The sequence below is a fragment of the Actinokineospora sp. PR83 genome, from assembly GCF_021056305.1.
Taxonomy (GTDB): domain Bacteria; phylum Actinomycetota; class Actinomycetes; order Mycobacteriales; family Pseudonocardiaceae; genus Actinokineospora; species Actinokineospora spheciospongiae.
Window position 1 is genome coordinate 1 of the sequence record NZ_JAJCXD010000015.1, and the last position, 13,760, is coordinate 13,760.

At 73.1% G+C, this 13,760-nt stretch carries 17 protein-coding genes; 7 read left to right on the top strand and 10 right to left on the bottom strand.

Annotation, left to right across the window (positions count from 1 at the left end):
• The 3 genes from L6E12_RS04700 to L6E12_RS04710 form a co-directional block, all read right to left on the bottom strand.
• Positions 1 to 285: hypothetical protein (locus L6E12_RS04700; protein WP_236226633.1), on the bottom strand; the 285-nt coding region annotated here is incomplete at its 3' end.
• A 136-nt stretch (positions 286 to 421) separates the two neighbouring features.
• On the bottom strand, positions 422 to 784 hold the full coding sequence (locus tag L6E12_RS04705) for a group 1 truncated hemoglobin (RefSeq protein ID WP_236226634.1): 363 nt from the start codon (positions 782 to 784) through the stop codon (positions 422 to 424).
• Between the two features lie 92 nt (positions 785 to 876).
• Entirely contained in the window at positions 877 to 1,341 is a 465-nt protein-coding gene (locus L6E12_RS04710; protein WP_236226635.1) for an SRPBCC family protein, read from the bottom strand.
• A 70-nt stretch (positions 1,342 to 1,411) separates the two neighbouring features.
• Between L6E12_RS04710 and L6E12_RS04715 the strand changes: the two genes are divergently transcribed.
• Complete coding sequence (locus tag L6E12_RS04715; protein ID WP_236226636.1) at positions 1,412 to 2,158, top strand: GntR family transcriptional regulator; 747 nt, start codon at positions 1,412 to 1,414, stop codon at positions 2,156 to 2,158.
• Between the two features lie 64 nt (positions 2,159 to 2,222).
• On the opposite strand, the gene L6E12_RS04720 is transcribed toward L6E12_RS04715, so the two are convergent.
• Positions 2,223 to 2,789: a sigma-70 family RNA polymerase sigma factor gene (locus tag L6E12_RS04720; RefSeq protein WP_236226637.1), complete on the bottom strand. Its 567-nt coding sequence runs from the start codon at positions 2,787 to 2,789 to the stop codon at positions 2,223 to 2,225.
• A gap of 64 nt (positions 2,790 to 2,853) precedes the next feature.
• Here L6E12_RS04720 and L6E12_RS04725 point away from each other — a divergent pair, with 64 nt between their 5' ends.
• Complete coding sequence (locus L6E12_RS04725; RefSeq protein WP_236226638.1) at positions 2,854 to 3,591, top strand: zf-HC2 domain-containing protein; 738 nt, start codon at positions 2,854 to 2,856, stop codon at positions 3,589 to 3,591.
• A 66-nt stretch (positions 3,592 to 3,657) separates the two neighbouring features.
• Positions 3,658 to 4,740 carry an acyl-CoA dehydrogenase family protein gene (locus tag L6E12_RS04730; protein ID WP_236226639.1) on the top strand — a complete coding sequence of 361 codons (1,083 nt, stop codon included), beginning with the start codon at positions 3,658 to 3,660 and terminating at the stop codon, positions 4,738 to 4,740.
• On the opposite strand, the gene L6E12_RS04735 is transcribed toward L6E12_RS04730, so the two are convergent.
• Both L6E12_RS04735 and L6E12_RS04740 read right to left on the bottom strand, forming a co-directional pair.
• Complete coding sequence (locus L6E12_RS04735) at positions 4,683 to 5,300, bottom strand: cysteine hydrolase (RefSeq protein ID WP_236226640.1); 618 nt, start codon at positions 5,298 to 5,300, stop codon at positions 4,683 to 4,685. The two genes, L6E12_RS04730 and L6E12_RS04735, sit on opposite strands and share 58 nt — an antisense overlap.
• 167 nt (positions 5,301 to 5,467) lie before the next feature.
• Positions 5,468 to 6,004: a hypothetical protein gene (locus L6E12_RS04740; protein ID WP_236226641.1), complete on the bottom strand. Its 537-nt coding sequence runs from the start codon at positions 6,002 to 6,004 to the stop codon at positions 5,468 to 5,470.
• 456 nt (positions 6,005 to 6,460) lie between these two features.
• Between L6E12_RS04740 and L6E12_RS04745 the strand changes: the two genes are divergently transcribed.
• Positions 6,461 to 7,639, top strand: coding sequence for a S8 family peptidase (locus tag L6E12_RS04745; RefSeq protein WP_236226642.1), 1,179 nt, complete (start codon positions 6,461 to 6,463; stop codon positions 7,637 to 7,639).
• A gap of 74 nt (positions 7,640 to 7,713) precedes the next feature.
• On the opposite strand, the gene L6E12_RS04750 is transcribed toward L6E12_RS04745, so the two are convergent.
• Entirely contained in the window at positions 7,714 to 8,031 is a 318-nt protein-coding gene (locus L6E12_RS04750; protein WP_236226643.1) for a DUF3040 domain-containing protein, read from the bottom strand.
• A gap of 264 nt (positions 8,032 to 8,295) precedes the next feature.
• A complete protein-coding gene (locus L6E12_RS04755; protein WP_236226644.1) occupies positions 8,296 to 10,128 on the bottom strand; it encodes a hypothetical protein in 1,833 nt (610 codons plus the stop codon).
• A 138-nt stretch (positions 10,129 to 10,266) separates the two neighbouring features.
• Between L6E12_RS04755 and L6E12_RS04760 the strand changes: the two genes are divergently transcribed.
• The 3 genes from L6E12_RS04760 to L6E12_RS04770 are packed head-to-tail and all read left to right on the top strand — an operon-like array spanning position 10,267 to position 12,001.
• Positions 10,267 to 10,608 carry a hypothetical protein gene (locus L6E12_RS04760; protein WP_236226645.1) on the top strand — a complete coding sequence of 114 codons (342 nt, stop codon included), beginning with the start codon at positions 10,267 to 10,269 and terminating at the stop codon, positions 10,606 to 10,608.
• Positions 10,605 to 11,846, top strand: a complete 1,242-nt coding sequence (locus L6E12_RS04765; RefSeq protein ID WP_236226646.1) for a hypothetical protein — start codon at positions 10,605 to 10,607, stop codon at positions 11,844 to 11,846. Before L6E12_RS04760 ends, L6E12_RS04765 begins: the two co-directional genes overlap by 4 nt.
• Positions 11,843 to 12,001: a hypothetical protein gene (locus L6E12_RS04770; RefSeq protein ID WP_236226647.1), complete on the top strand. Its 159-nt coding sequence runs from the start codon at positions 11,843 to 11,845 to the stop codon at positions 11,999 to 12,001. The genes L6E12_RS04765 and L6E12_RS04770 overlap by 4 nt, the downstream gene beginning before the upstream one ends.
• Here the strand turns inward: L6E12_RS04770 and L6E12_RS04775 are convergent.
• On the bottom strand, positions 11,965 to 13,203 hold the full coding sequence (locus L6E12_RS04775; protein WP_236226648.1) for an MFS transporter: 1,239 nt from the start codon (positions 13,201 to 13,203) through the stop codon (positions 11,965 to 11,967). The two genes, L6E12_RS04770 and L6E12_RS04775, sit on opposite strands and share 37 nt — an antisense overlap.
• Positions 13,194 to 13,679, bottom strand: coding sequence for a MarR family winged helix-turn-helix transcriptional regulator (locus L6E12_RS04780; protein WP_308074126.1), 486 nt, complete (start codon positions 13,677 to 13,679; stop codon positions 13,194 to 13,196). Before L6E12_RS04780 ends, L6E12_RS04775 begins: the two co-directional genes overlap by 10 nt.
• Positions 13,680 to 13,760 lie beyond the last annotated feature (81 nt).

Genomic DNA, 13,760 nt, shown 5'->3' on the forward strand with positions numbered 1-13,760 from the left:
CACCGGCCCGGCGGCCCCCAGCGGGCGGCCCCGGCGCGGCAGCACCAGGCAGGGCCGCCCCTCGGCGTCGGCACCGTGGTCGAGCAGCGGCGCGACGAGGCGGCGGTCCACCGCGGCCAACCGCCGGGCCAACCCGGCGGCCTCGGCGCGCAGCACCCGCCGCGCCCCCGCGTCGAGGGCGGCGGTGACCACCAGGACGGTGACCGCCGCACCGGCCGCGGTGGTCCCGTCCACCTCGGCGACCGGCGTCCGGTCGGGCACCGGGCCGGTCAACAGCCTGTCCATCAAGCTCCCCCTGGGTGGCGCACGGGCGTGGCCACCCCAAACCTCGGAACCCAGGTCCCCTACCCCGGCGCCTGAGCGTACCCGAGCCACTCCGAGCGGTGACGCCCGTCGCCACCCCCACCCCTGGGGCGGGCCCCTACGCCACCGAGGCGGACACGATTTCCGGCGCCAGCGGCGCCACGGCCCCGATGATCGCGTCCACCGTGCCCGCGGGCACCCCCGCGGCCAGCAGGGCGGCGGTCAGGTGCTTCGCCACCAGGTCGAAGTGCCGCTGCGCGATCCCCCGCCCGGCGTGCACCTCCCGCATCGACCGCCCCGAGTACACCTGCGGCCCCCCGAGCGCGGCGGCGAAGAACTCCACCTGCATCCCCTTGAGCCGCGGCATCGACACGCCCTCGAAGAACACCACCAGGTCGGGGTCGGCCAGCACCCGGTCGTAGAAGTCGTCCACGACCGCGACCAGTGCGTCCTCGCCGCCGATGTCCTGGTAGATGCTCACACGAACCTCCCGTTGTGGTGGGAGGCCAGAAAACCGGAAGCACATCACAGGAAGGTGAGGCGCGGGTGACAACCGCGAGTCGGTGGACCTTCCTAGCGCCCTTCCACCGTCCGGGCCAGGATGCCCAGGGTGGCGCGCAGCCCGGCCTCCGGGATGATCGGGAAGTCGACCTTGCCCCGGTACCGCTCCTCGATCTGACTCCAGTCGTAGTACGAGGTGACAGTGGTCCCGACCTCGGACGGCACCAACCGGTACCCGTACAGGTGCCTGATCGGCGGCTGGATCTGCCCGTCGATGGTCCACTCGATCTCGGCATCGGGCATGAACCGGGTGATGATGACGGTGACGTCGTACTTGCCCATGGGGTAGTCGTTGAGGGATTCGCGGTCCATGTGCACCACGAACCGGTCACCCACGGCGGTGACGCGGTCCCCCTCGGCGGACTGGAGCATCCCGGAACTGTCGATCGCCACGTGCCCGCGCGGGTCGGTCAGGACGGCGAAGACCTCGGCCGGGGACGCGGCGATCTCCCGGGACACCTCGAAGCGCTCAGTCATGCCCCCAACCCTCGCAGGACCGCGCACCGTGCCGACCAGCGGGTCCGCGGACACTGGATAGCCTCTGCGGATGACAACGGGTCGGTTCGGCTACCGCGAGATCGCCGACGAACTCCGCGACCGCATCGACTCCGGCGCGCTCGCGCCGAACGCGAAAGTACCCGGCGAGAACGAGCTGATGGCGACCTACGGCGTGGAGCAGCCCACGGCCCGTCGCGCCTTGGACGTGCTCGAGAACGAGGGGCTGATCGTCGTCCGCCGGGGCGCCGGGACGTTCGTCCGCGGGTTCCGGCCGATCCGCCGCGTGTCCCCGGACCGCCTCCAGGAAGCCGTCTGGTCGCGTGGCGAGTCCGTCTGGACCGCCGACGACCCGGACCGCAGGCCGGACGTCCGGGCGATCGCCGTCACCCGCGAGGCGCCGCCCGCCTCGGTGTCGGGCGCCCTCGGCCTGGGCGAGGGCGAGGAGGTGCTGGTCCGCAGGCGCACCTACGCGATCGAGGACCGCCCCGTCCAACTGGCGACCTCGTACTACCCGGCCGCCCTGGTGGCGGGCTCGCCGATCGGCGAGGAGGACACCGGTCCCGGTGGTGCCTACGGCCGCCTCGCCGACCTGGGGCACAAGCCGATCAGGTTCCGCGAGGAAGTCCGCTGCCGGATGCCGCGCACCGAGGAGGCCGAAGCGCTCCACCTGGCCCAGGGGACGCCGGTCATCATGATCGTCCGGACCGCCCACACGGCGGAGGACGTCGCGGTGGAGGTCACCGAGATGGTGCTGGACTCCGCCTCTTACGTGCTGGAGTACCGCTTCACTTCGTGATCGGCTGACGAGTCCCGCGCAGACCGTGACACCGGGCGGCGGTGGCGCTGGGTGGCGCGTGAGGTCAGGCCGAGCCGGTGCGGCGGGAGTCCTCGCCCTGCATGAGGTCGTCGCGGGCGCGGGCGACCCGGGAGCGGACGGTGCCGATGGGGCAGCCGCAGACGTCGGCGGCCTCGGCGTAGGAGAAGCCGAGGATCTGGGTGAGGACCAGGGCTTCGCGGCGTTCCGGGGTGAGGGCGTCGAGGAGGACCTGGACCTCGACCATGTCCTCGAAGCCGGAGGAGTTCTCGTGGTGGCGGGCCTGGCGCTGTTCCACCGCCGCCACCCAGTCCTCCGCGGCGGCGCGGCGGGGGCGGGACATGGCCGTGCGGACGCTGTCGACCACGACCCGGCGGGCGATGGACAGCAGCCAGGTGCGGGCGGTGGAGCGGGCCGCGAAGCGCGGGAGGCTGGGCAGGGCGCGCAGGTACGTCTCCTGCGTCAGGTCGTCGGCGAGGTCGACGGTGGCGAGGTGGGCGGTGAACTGCCACACATCGCGCTGGGTGGCGCGGACGAACCGCTCCAGCGCCCGGCGGTCACCCCGGCCCGCGGCCAGCGCCCACGCGGTGATGTCGTCGTCCTCGGCTCGCACAAGGCCCGAGGGTAACCGACGACGCAAGGGGAACTTTGTCCGCCGGTTGGGCGACAATACGGGTATGGACTGTGTGACGTGCCGTGAAGCGCTCTCGGCCCGGCTCGACGGTGAGGCCGAACCGGTCGCCGCCGAGCGGACCGACGAGCACCTCGACGGCTGCACCGCCTGCCTGCACTGGTGGGCCCGGGCGGGCGCGGGTGCCCGGCTGCTGCGAGTGCGGCCCGCCGCTCGGGTTCCGGACCTGACCGACCTGATCCTGGAGAACGCGCCGACCCCGGCCCGCACACCGGGGCTGGTGCCGCGGTTCCTGCTGGGGCTCGTCGCCGTGGCGCAGCTCGGGTTGGGGCTGGCGCAGATCTTCGGCACCGACGCCGCCGCGCACGGCGGGCACCCCGACTCCTCGCTGGCGCTGCACCTGTTCAACGAGAGCACGGCGTGGAACCTGGCCCTGGGCATCGGCTTCTACTGGGTCGCCTGGCGACCGCGCAACGCCATCGGGATGGTGCCGGTGCTGTCGGGGTTCGTGGTGGTGCTGCTCGGCTACTCCGCGCACGACCTGATCACCGGCTCCGCCCCGCTCCCCCGGGTGCTCGGCCACGGGCTGATCGTCGCCGGGTTGATCCTGCTGATCGCCATCCGCCGCATCGAGCGCGACCCGGTCCCCGGCGACCTGGCCACCGGCGACCACGAGGACACCGTCCGCCTCCTCGACGACCCTGGCGAGCCCGACCGCACTGAGCCCGGCGCCCCGCGCACCGGCCGCCACCTGCGCCCGGCGGGCAAGCACCGCGCCGCCTGAGCGGGCGATGGCGGCGGTGCGGCCGAACCCACGCCCACCCACCGCGAGTTAGGCTAGCCTAAGTAAATGACTGACCTCGTGGACCGCGCCCAGTGGATCGCTGAGACCGTGCTGTTCCCGGACGCGGACCGGGTGGACCGGACCGGGGTCGTCCCGGAGAGCCACTGGCGGGTCCTGGCCGCCGAGGGCTTCTACGGCGTGGCCGCCCGGCAGGACGTCGACCTGGGCGCGATGGGCGAGGCGTTGGAGGTGCTCGCGGGCGGGTGCCTGGCGACGACGTTCACCTGGGTGCAGCACCACGGCGTGGTCATGGGCCTCGCGGGGTCGGACAACACCGGGCTGCGGGAGCGGTTCCTCGACGCGGCCGTGGCGGGCCGAGTCAAGGGCGGGGTGGCGTTCGCGGGCGCCCTCGCCGACCCGCCCCGGCTGCGCGCCGAGCCCGTGGACGGCGGGTGGGCGTTCACCGGCGACGGGCCGTTCGTCAGCGGCTGGGGCACCGTCGACGTCCTGCAGGTCTCCGGTGTGCACGGCGACTCGGTCGTCAACGCCCTGGTCGACGCGAAGGCCGCGCCGGGTCTGACCGCGCGGCCGTTCGACCTGGTCGCCGCCCAGGCGACGAACACCGCCCGACTGGTCTTCGACGGCCTGCGGGTGCCTGCCGACCGCGTGCTCTCGACGGTCGGCCTCCAGGACTTCCGCGCCGTGCAGACCTTCGGCTCCCGCCTCAACGGCTGCCTCGCGCTCGGAGTCGCGCGCCGCTGCGCCACCCTGCTCGACGACCTCGACCAGTCCGCAGCCGCGGCGGCGGTGCGCGAGCGCGTCGACACCGTGCGGGCCGACCTGGACGCGGGCCTCGGGAACGTCGACGCGCTGCTCGCCGCCCGGGCCGCGGGTTCCGCCCTGGCCTACCGGGCGGCGGGCGCAGTGGTCGTGGCCGAGGGCGGTCGCGGGGTCACCACGGGCGGCCACGGCCAGCGGTTGGTGCGCGAGGCGGGTTTCACCCTGGTCGCGGCGAGCCGCGCGGCGGTCAAGGCGGCCCTGCTGGCCGACCTGACCGGTGCGCCCGACCGCCCCCGGTCGGGTCGCGGCGGTCAGGACAGGGCGGCGATGACCTCGGTGGAGGTGACCGGCAGCGAGAACATCGGGTAGTCGTGGGTGATGGCGTTGTCGTGCTCGGCCCGGGAGGTGGCGGCCAGGCAGTCGGTCAGGGTGATCACCCGGTAGCCGTTCTCGTAGCCGGTGCGCATGGTGGATTCCACGCAGCAGTTGGTGAGGAACCCGCCGAGCGCGATGGTGGTGATCCCCTTGCTGCGCAGGATGAAGTCGAGGTTGGTGCTGGCGAAGGTGTCGAGCCCGCGCTTGCCCTCGACCACGATGTCGCCCTCCTGCGGCGCGAGGTCGTCGACGATCGCGGCGCCCCACCCGCCCTGGACGAACGCGCCGCCGTCGACGACGCCCTTGAGAATGCCGTACGGGTGGCGGGAGATCTCGTGGTAGCCGGCCGCGAAGGAGATCGGGGCGTGCATGATGGTCGCCCCGGCGGCGCGGGCCGCCGCGACCAGGGCGACGGTGTTGGGCACCGTGCCGGTTTCGGCCATGACCTCGGCGACGGCGTCGTGCAGGACGCCGCCCTCGGTGGTGAAGTCGTTCTGGAACTCGATCAGGACGATGGCGGTGGTGGCCGGGTCGAGCGTGAGCGGTTCGGTCATCGCGGCACTCCTTCGTCGACGGCGTCCCGGCCATCCTGGACCGCCGCGGCGCCCCTGACGATCACCCGGACAGGTCTGCCCCGGTGCCGCTCCTCAGAGGACCCGGAACGGCGTCGGCCCCGGCCGGGGGAACCGGGCGGGGCCGACGTCGCAGCGGTGGGGGTGGGTCAGCAGGCGGCGACCATGTCGTCGGCGGTCTGGTTGACCTTGGCCTCGTCGGTGCCCTGGGCCGCGGCGACGAAGGCGCGGGCGGCGGTGCGGCACTTGTCGGCGGCCGAGGCGTCGCTCTCGGCCTTGCGCTGCGCGCTGCGCGCCTTGTCGGCGTCCTCCTTGGCCGAGGCCAGGTCCGCCTCGGCCTTCTTCCTGCCGTCCTGCGCGGAGGTCAGCGCCGAGCTCTGCTGCTGGTACTTGGTGTCGAGGTCGTCGCGTTCGCCCTTGGCGCCCAGCCACAGGAACACGAACACGGCCGCCGCGGCCAGCGCCACCGCGGTCGCCGCGCCGAGGCCGATGAGCGCGCCGCGGCCGCGCTTGGCCTCCGGCAGCGGGGGCGGGTTCAGCGCGGGCTGACCGCCGGTCGCCGGGTACGACCCGGGATGCTGCACGGGTTGGCCGCCGGTCCCCGGGCCCCAGGTCGGGACGCCGCCGGTGCCGGGGTCGGGGTGGTGGCCGCCGCTGCGCGGGTCCTGGCCGTACGGCGTGGTCATCTGTCGAGTCCTCCCAGGGAACGTGCCCGAAGCCGGTCCACACCGAGCATGGGCGCGGGCACCGACGGGTGAGCGGCGATCATCGACGACCACCCGATCGGACCAATCGGGACAAGTGTGCCGGGCGGCGCGGACCCCGCCCCACCCGGGTGGGGCACCGCCAGCGGGCCACGAGCCGGAAACACTGCGGCAAAGCAATCGCCCCGGGTGGGTGGCGTTTTCGCCAGAGGTGATGAAATGGTTTCCGGAAATTGAACGGCTGACACGTCCGGTTTCCGCGCACCACAGTTGCCAGTATTGCCCATTCCCAGTCATTGCCATATTCGCAGCGTGTTCTCGCAGGTGAGCGGCCGTCCCACTTCTGGCCGATGCCGCGGCCGGGGGTGCGCGCTTAATGTCGTCCGCGGTGGCGACTCCCTGCCCGCCGCCATTCCCTGCGAAGAACGGAAGACACGTATGCGCAAGTTCAGCCTGTTCGCCGGGCTCGGCGCGGCCACCGTCGCGCTGGGCCTCGTGGCCACCCCGGCCCAGGCGGCTGCCGAGGGCACCGTGCTGGCCGCGGACTCCGCGAGGGCGGTTCCCGGCAGCTACATCGTCACCCTCAAGGACACCGCCGGCCTCAGCGCCGCGAGCGCGGACTCGCTCACCAAGTCCTTCGGCGGCACCGTGGACCGGGTGTACCGGTCGGCGCTGCACGGCTTCTCGGCGAAGATGTCGGAGAAGCAGGCGAAGCGGCTGGCCGCCGACCCGTCGGTCGCCTCGGTCGAGGCCGACCAGGTCGTGCACGCCGACGCCACGCAGACCAACCCGCCGTGGGGCCTGGACCGCATCGACCAGCGCAACCTGCCGCTGGACGCGCGCTACACCTACGCCAGCACCGGCGCGGGGGTGAACGTCTACGTCATCGACACCGGTCTGCGGATCAGCCACTCGCAGTTTGGCGGCCGGGCGCGCAACGGCTACGACTTCGTGCAGAACGACGCGGTGGCCCAGGACGGCAACGGCCACGGCACGCACGTGGCGGGCACGATCGCCGGGTCGACCTACGGCGTGGCCAAGGGCGCCACGGTCATCGGCGTGCGGGTGCTGGACAACAACGGCTCCGGCACCACCGCGGGCGTCATCGCGGGCATCGACTGGGTGACGGCGAACGCGGTGAAGCCCGCGGCGGCCAACATGAGCCTGGGCGGTGGCGCGTCCACCACCCTCGACGCGGCGGTGCGCCGCTCGATCGCCTCGGGCGTGACCTACGGCGTGGCGGCGGGCAACAGCTCGACCTCGGCGGGCTCGACCTCGCCCGCCCGGGTGACCGAGGCGATCACCGTGGGTGCCACCGAGCGGACCGACGCGCGGGCGAGCTACTCGAACTACGGTTCGGTCGTGGACATCTTCGCGCCGGGTTCGGGCATCCTGTCGTCCTGGAACACCAGCGACACCGCCACGAACACCATCAGCGGCACCTCGATGGCGACCCCGCACGTGGTCGGCGTGGTGGCGCGCTACCTGGCCACCAACCCCAGCGCCAGCCCGGCGACCGTGGCGTCCTACCTGACCTCGCAGGCCACCACCGGCAAGGTCACCAACCCGGGTTCGGGTTCGCCGAACCGCCTGCTCTACGCCCCGCCGACCCTCTGACCTCGGGCGGGTAGGGAACAGAAGACAGAAGAACACGGTCCCCGGCGCTTCCCCGGCGCCGGGGGCCGTGCGCTCTACACCGGGGGCAGCGCCCCCGGGAGTCCACCTTCGCGCACTTCGGGGCCCGGGCCGGGCTTCGGCGCGTCGACCAGCAGCACGGCAACGGCGGCGATCATGCCGCAGAAGACGACCAGCGGCGCGGAGACGAGCAGGCCGACCACGGCGGCGAGCACGGCGATCCCGGCGAGGGAGAGCCTGCCGGGTCCCGGCACGGTCCCGTCCACCGGTTCGGCGCGGAACGCCGAGACCATGTCCGGGTCTTCCTGGTCGAGGCGCCGTTCGATCTCGGAGAGCACTCGCTGCTCGTGCCATGTCAGTCGGCTGGGGTCCATCACCACACCACCTTCGCGCCAGGCCGTCCGGTACCCATATGCCCAGCCGAGAACGGGATGAAACACGATGTCCTCCCGGGACCTCGCACAGCTCGGAACCGACGCGGCCCCGACCGCGAACGGCCGGGGCCTGGCTGGGACGTTACCCGTGTTCAACGGGAATCTGAACAGCCTTGAGCGTCGTTCGGTTAGGCGAGTCGGCCTCGATCTCGAATCGGTGGCGGACCGGGTGGTCGCAGCGCGGGTGAGGACGGCGGCCCCCGGTCAGGGCAGCGCGGAGACCTTGCGGCGCGCGGTCGGCTTGCCCGCGGCGGCCGCGGTGTAGAGCCAGGCGAAGAACGCCCACATGCCCGCGAAGACCCCGCCGACGAGCAGGTAGCCGATCGTCCAGAGCACGAGCGGGGTGTCGGTCTTGCGCTCGCGCTGCAGGAACGAGATCTCGGAGATGAAGTCGCGCGGCCCGGAGACCGCCGAGATCTCCGGCGCGTTCGCCGCCGGGTCGGCCGGGGCGTAGACCGGGGCCAGGGTCATGACCCGGTTGGCCGCGTGCAGGCGGATGCCGGACTTCCACTGGCCGAAGGCGGGCAGCGGCTCGGCGGTGCGGTAGACGCCGTCGGCGACCTCGACCAGCGGCGCGGTGTAGAAGTCGCCGCCCTGCCAGGCGAAGCCGTTGAGCCAGATCGCGTCGTCGGCCAGTTCCGGGTCGGAGATGGTCACCGTGGCGTTGACCCAGCGCGGGACGCCACCGCCGTGCGGGTTGGAGATCTCCTGCCCCCGCGGGGACTCGCTGAGCGCGATGTCCGCGGACAGGCCCGGCGGCGGGTCGGCGGGGACGACGACGGCCGCCATCAGGCCGGTGACCAGCAGCGCGCCGACCAGCCCGCCGAGGTGGCGGGTGCGGAACGGCTCGGCCGGGGTGGGCCGCTCGCGCAGCGCGGCGACGTCTTCGACCCGCCGGTGCTGCCAGGCGCCGACCAGGGCGCCGCCCACGCTCGCCAGCGCGCCGAACACCAGGAACAGCGGCAGGTGCGCGGCGGGCCACGGGTTCGGCATGAGCCACTGGCTGAACTGGTACTCCCCCAGCAGGCCGACGGCGCCCGAGGCCAAGCCCGCCACGACCGGGAACCGCCACCCGTGCCCGGTTCCGACCAGCAGCGCCACCACCTCGATCACCACGGCCTCGGCGACGTAGGGCAGCAGCGAGGCCACGTGCAGGCCGTCCACCGCGGGCAGGACGGCGAACAGCGCCCGGGTCAGCAGGAACACCGCGAGCACGAACAGCGTGCCGCCCGGCCCCCACGACAGGCGGGCGAACACCAGCGTCCACGAGCCGATCAGGCCGACCAGGACCACCTGGGCGAGCATCGGGAACTGCGGCACGCCGAGGTCGAACTCCATCAGGAACGCCGAGGCGCCCATGGTCCACGCGCCCGCGAGCACCGGCCCCTGGACGCGCACCGCGAGCCCGGTCGCGCCGACCTGGCGGGCTTCGGCGAGCAGGAGCTGGATGCCGATCACCACGCCGATGCCGCCGCCGATCATGAGCACGTGGGTCGGTCCCCACTCGGTGACGTCCTGGCCGAACAGTCGGTGCCACACGTCGTCGAGCGGGAAGCCCGCGACGCCGACCAGGCCGGTGCCCATCATCTGGATGCTGCCCATCGGGGCGCGCCAGTGCGGGCCGATCCTGAAGGTGCGGGCGGGCAGGTCGTCCTTGGCGAGCGCGGCGCTGAGCACGCCGCTGGCGAAGATGCCCATCAGCCCGAAGTAGATGGGGTAGTGCGAGGGGTTGGCCAGCGGCCCCTCGTCGCGGCCCAGTTCCATGTGGATGGGGACGTCCCAGTAGACGCCGATGAGCGCGGCGAGGCCGGAGAGCCCGGCCACCAGCATCGGCATGGCCGCCCACCGCGGCATGCCGCCGATCCGGCCCATCCAGTCCGCGACCCGGCCGATCACCGTGCGCTTGCCCGCCCGTTCCCGGATGACGAACACGGCCAGCGGCAGGAAGACCACCGCGAACATGAGTGCCGCGAGAACGATCTGGCCGAACTCGGCCCCGCCCGCCGGGGGGCTCCCCTCCTGCGCCAACACCACCATGTCGCCTTCCTCGCCGAAGGGAATCCGAGCCGGACCAGCAGTAGCAGTGAATCAAAGTAACTGTTACTTTGGATCACACCTTAGGGCCGTCCCGACCGGGCGGCAAGACCTGGATTCCGGCGGAAAGGACGCGCGACGATGCGCAACCCCCTGGTGGCGGCGGCCCTGCTCGCGCTGGTCGCGAGCTGCTCGACCGCACCGGCGCCCGGCCCGACCGAGCAGGTCGCCCGGTTCACCGTCCGCGCGGGCGAACGGGTCGCAGGCCCGGAGCGGGTCGACGCGCACCCCGGTGACACCGTCCGCATCGAGGTCACCTCGGACGTGGACGACGAACTGCACGTGCACGGCTACGACAAGGCCACCGACCTGATCGCCGGGCAGCCCGGCTCGGTCTCGTTCACCGCCGACGCCACCGGCGTGTTCGAGGTGGAACTGCACCACAGCGGCGCGGCGGTGACCTCGCTGCGCGTCTCCGGGTGATCCTCGCGCACGGCCTCGGCGGCCGGTCCGACCTGCCGGTGCCGCTGTGGCTGGCGCTCAACGCGGGAGCGGCGGCGGTGCTGGTGTCGTTCCTGGCGCTGACCGCGCTGTGGACCCGACCGCGACTGCGCGGCGCCGAGGGCGGCAGGCCGGTGCGGCTGCCGGTGCCGCGGGTGGCGCTCAAGGTCGTGGGAGTGCTGCTGCTGGCCGGGTTCCTGGCAGTGGCCTGGTCCGGTCCGTCCGATGTGGAGCACAACCCGGCGCCCGCGTGGTTCTACGTCTGGTTCTGGGTCGGGCTGGTGCCGGTGTCGCTGCTGTTCGGCCCGGTGTGGCGGCTGGCGAACCCGCTGCGGACGCTCGCGGCCGGGCTGGGTCGACTGGTGCCGCGGCGGGAACTGCCCGCGGTGGGGCACTGGCCCGCCGTGGTGAGCCTGTTCGCTTTCCTGTGGCTGGAACTGGCTTCCGGGTTCTCCGACTCGGTGCGGGTCGTGGCGGCGTTCGTGACGGTCTACGCGGTCGTGCACGTGGTGGCGGGCGCGGTGTTCGGGCCGGGGTGGTTCGACCGGGGCGACGGGTTCGAGCTGTACTCGGTGCTGGTGGCCGCGCTGTCGCCGCTGGGTCGGCGCGCGGACGGCGCGCTGGTGCTGCGCAACCCGCTCGACGGCCTGGTGGCGCTCCAGGCGCGCAGCGGGCTGACGCCGTTCGTGTTGCTGGTGCTGGGTTCCACGGTGTTCGACGGGGTGACACGGCTTCCAGTGTGGACATCCATACAGGGGACATCGACACAAGAGGCTGTCGGGGCGTCTGCCGCGGTGGGCACGCTCGGGTTGGTGGTGGCCGTCGCGGCGACGGCGCTGGCCTACGCGGGGGCGATCCGGCTGACCCGGCCGTACCTGCGCCGGTCGGTGGCGCCCTACGACGCGTTCGCGCACACGCTGGTGCCGATCATGGTCGGGTACACGGTGGCGCACTACTTCTCGTTCGCGGTGTTCGAGGGCCAGCGCGGGTGGACGGCCTGGTCCGGTGGCGCGGTGGACTACACGCTGCTGTCGGCGGGGCTGATCGCGGCGGTGCAGGTCGGCGGGATCGTGCTCGGGCACGTCCTGGCGGTCACCTCCGCGCACGACCAGTCGCTGCGCGACCTGCGGCCGGGGTACGAGCGGGTGGGCCAGTACCCGGTGCTCGCGCTGATGGTCGGGTACACCGCGGTCGGCATCGCGCTGGTCTCGGGGGTGTGACGGTGCACCTGGCCGAGGACCTGCCGGTGATCCTGATGCACCAGGGCGGCTGGGACGAGATCGCCGTCTTCGCAGGCCCGGTGCTGATCATCGCGCTGCTGGTCGTCGTCGCCCGCCGTCAGGCCCCGCCCCCGGAGGAGGAAGACGGCGAGTAGGCGTGCTTGCGCAACCCGGGGGTGAACGCGGCCACGGCGGCCACCACGGCCACGCACAGCACCCCGCCGCTGACCAGCGCGGCCGTCCCGGAGGTGGCGTGCGCGACCAGCCCGGCGCGCAGGTTGCCCACGTCCGGCCCGGCCTGCCCGACGACCACCTCGGCGGCGGCGACCCGGCCCATCAGCTCGTCCGGGGTGTTGAGCTGCACGATCGCCCCGCGCGACACCACCGACACGGTGTCGGCGGCGCCCGCCAGCACCAGGGCGCCGAGCGCGAGCCACGGGTTCGCCGCGAACCCGAACAGGACCATCGCCACCCCCCACGCCGATGACCCGGCGAGCATGACCACGCCCTGGCGCGGCAGCCGGGTGAAGGTCCCGGAGAACACCGACGCGACCACCCCGCCGACCGCGACCGCGGACAGGAACAGCCCCAGCGTACGCGGGTCGTCGCCGAAGCGCTCCGCGTTGACCAGCGGGAACAGGCTGATCGGCATGGACAGCACCATGGTGGCGAGGTCGGTGAGCAGCGCACCGCGCACGGTCGCGTGCCCGAGCAGGAACCGCAGCCCGTCGAGCACCCCGCGCACCCCGGGCCGGGCGGGTTCGCCGCCGGGCAGCATGGCGGGCAGCCCGAAGGCGCCGAGGAAGGCGATCCCGAAGGTGGCCACGTCCACCAGGTAGCAGCCCCCGACGCCGACCCACCCCAGCAGCCCGCCGAGGGCCGGGCCGAGCAACATCGCGCCCTGGAACGAGATCCGTTGCAGCGCCAGCCCGGCGGCGAGCTGGTCGGCGGGCAGCAGTCGCGGCGCGAACGTCCGCGCGGCCGGTCCACCGCCCGCGACGAAGCACGACTGCACCGCCACGAGGGCCAGCACGACGACCACCGGCACGTCGAGGAACGCCTGCACCGCGAGCAGCACCGAGCACGCAGCCTGCCCGGTCAGGGTCACCAGGTAGAACTTGCGGCGGTCCACCCGGTCGACCAGTGCCCCGGCGAACATCCCCAGCCCGATCAGCGGGACCGCCTGCGCCAAGCCCACCGCACCGGTCCACAGCGTCGACCCGGTGGCCTGCCAGACCTGGTGGAGCACCGCGACGAGCGTGAGCTGCGACCCCAACCCGGCGAACGCCCGGCCGACCCACAGCCTGCGGAACGGCTTCGACGCGCGCAGCGGGCCGAGGTCGACCGTCAACCCCACTCCGGGTCCTGCTCGAGCTTCTCGGCGATGCGGTCGTGGAAGCTGCGCCGGGCCAGCGCCGCCTCGATGTCGACCACGACCCGGCTCAGCGGGTAGGGGATCTCCGCCTCCAGCTCGGCGACGGCGGCCTCGGTGGCCCGCCACTCCGCCGCGAGCGCGCCCACCTCCCGCCGCGCCTTGGCGGTCAGGGTGATCCTCTTGCTGCGCGCGTCGGCCCCGGTCGTGGTGCGCACGAGCCCGGCCGCGCGCATGGCCTTGACCTTCTGGCTCATGGCCGAGTGCGTGCGCTCGACGGACTCGGCGAGTTCGGTGATGGTCATCGGGCCGCGCGCGTGCAGCCGGATCAGCTCCATCACGAAGCTGGGCTTGAGCCCGGCGACGCCCCGGTCGGCGTAGAGGCGGGCGATGTCGTCGTCCATGGCGGCCTGGAGCAGGCGCAGCGGTCGCCAGCGGCTGTGTTCGGTTGGATCTTGCACGCGGCGATCGTAACAGCACTTGTATAAGCACTGTTGTTATTTTGGGACGCCTTGGGAGTGCTCACTCCACGTGGTGGTGGC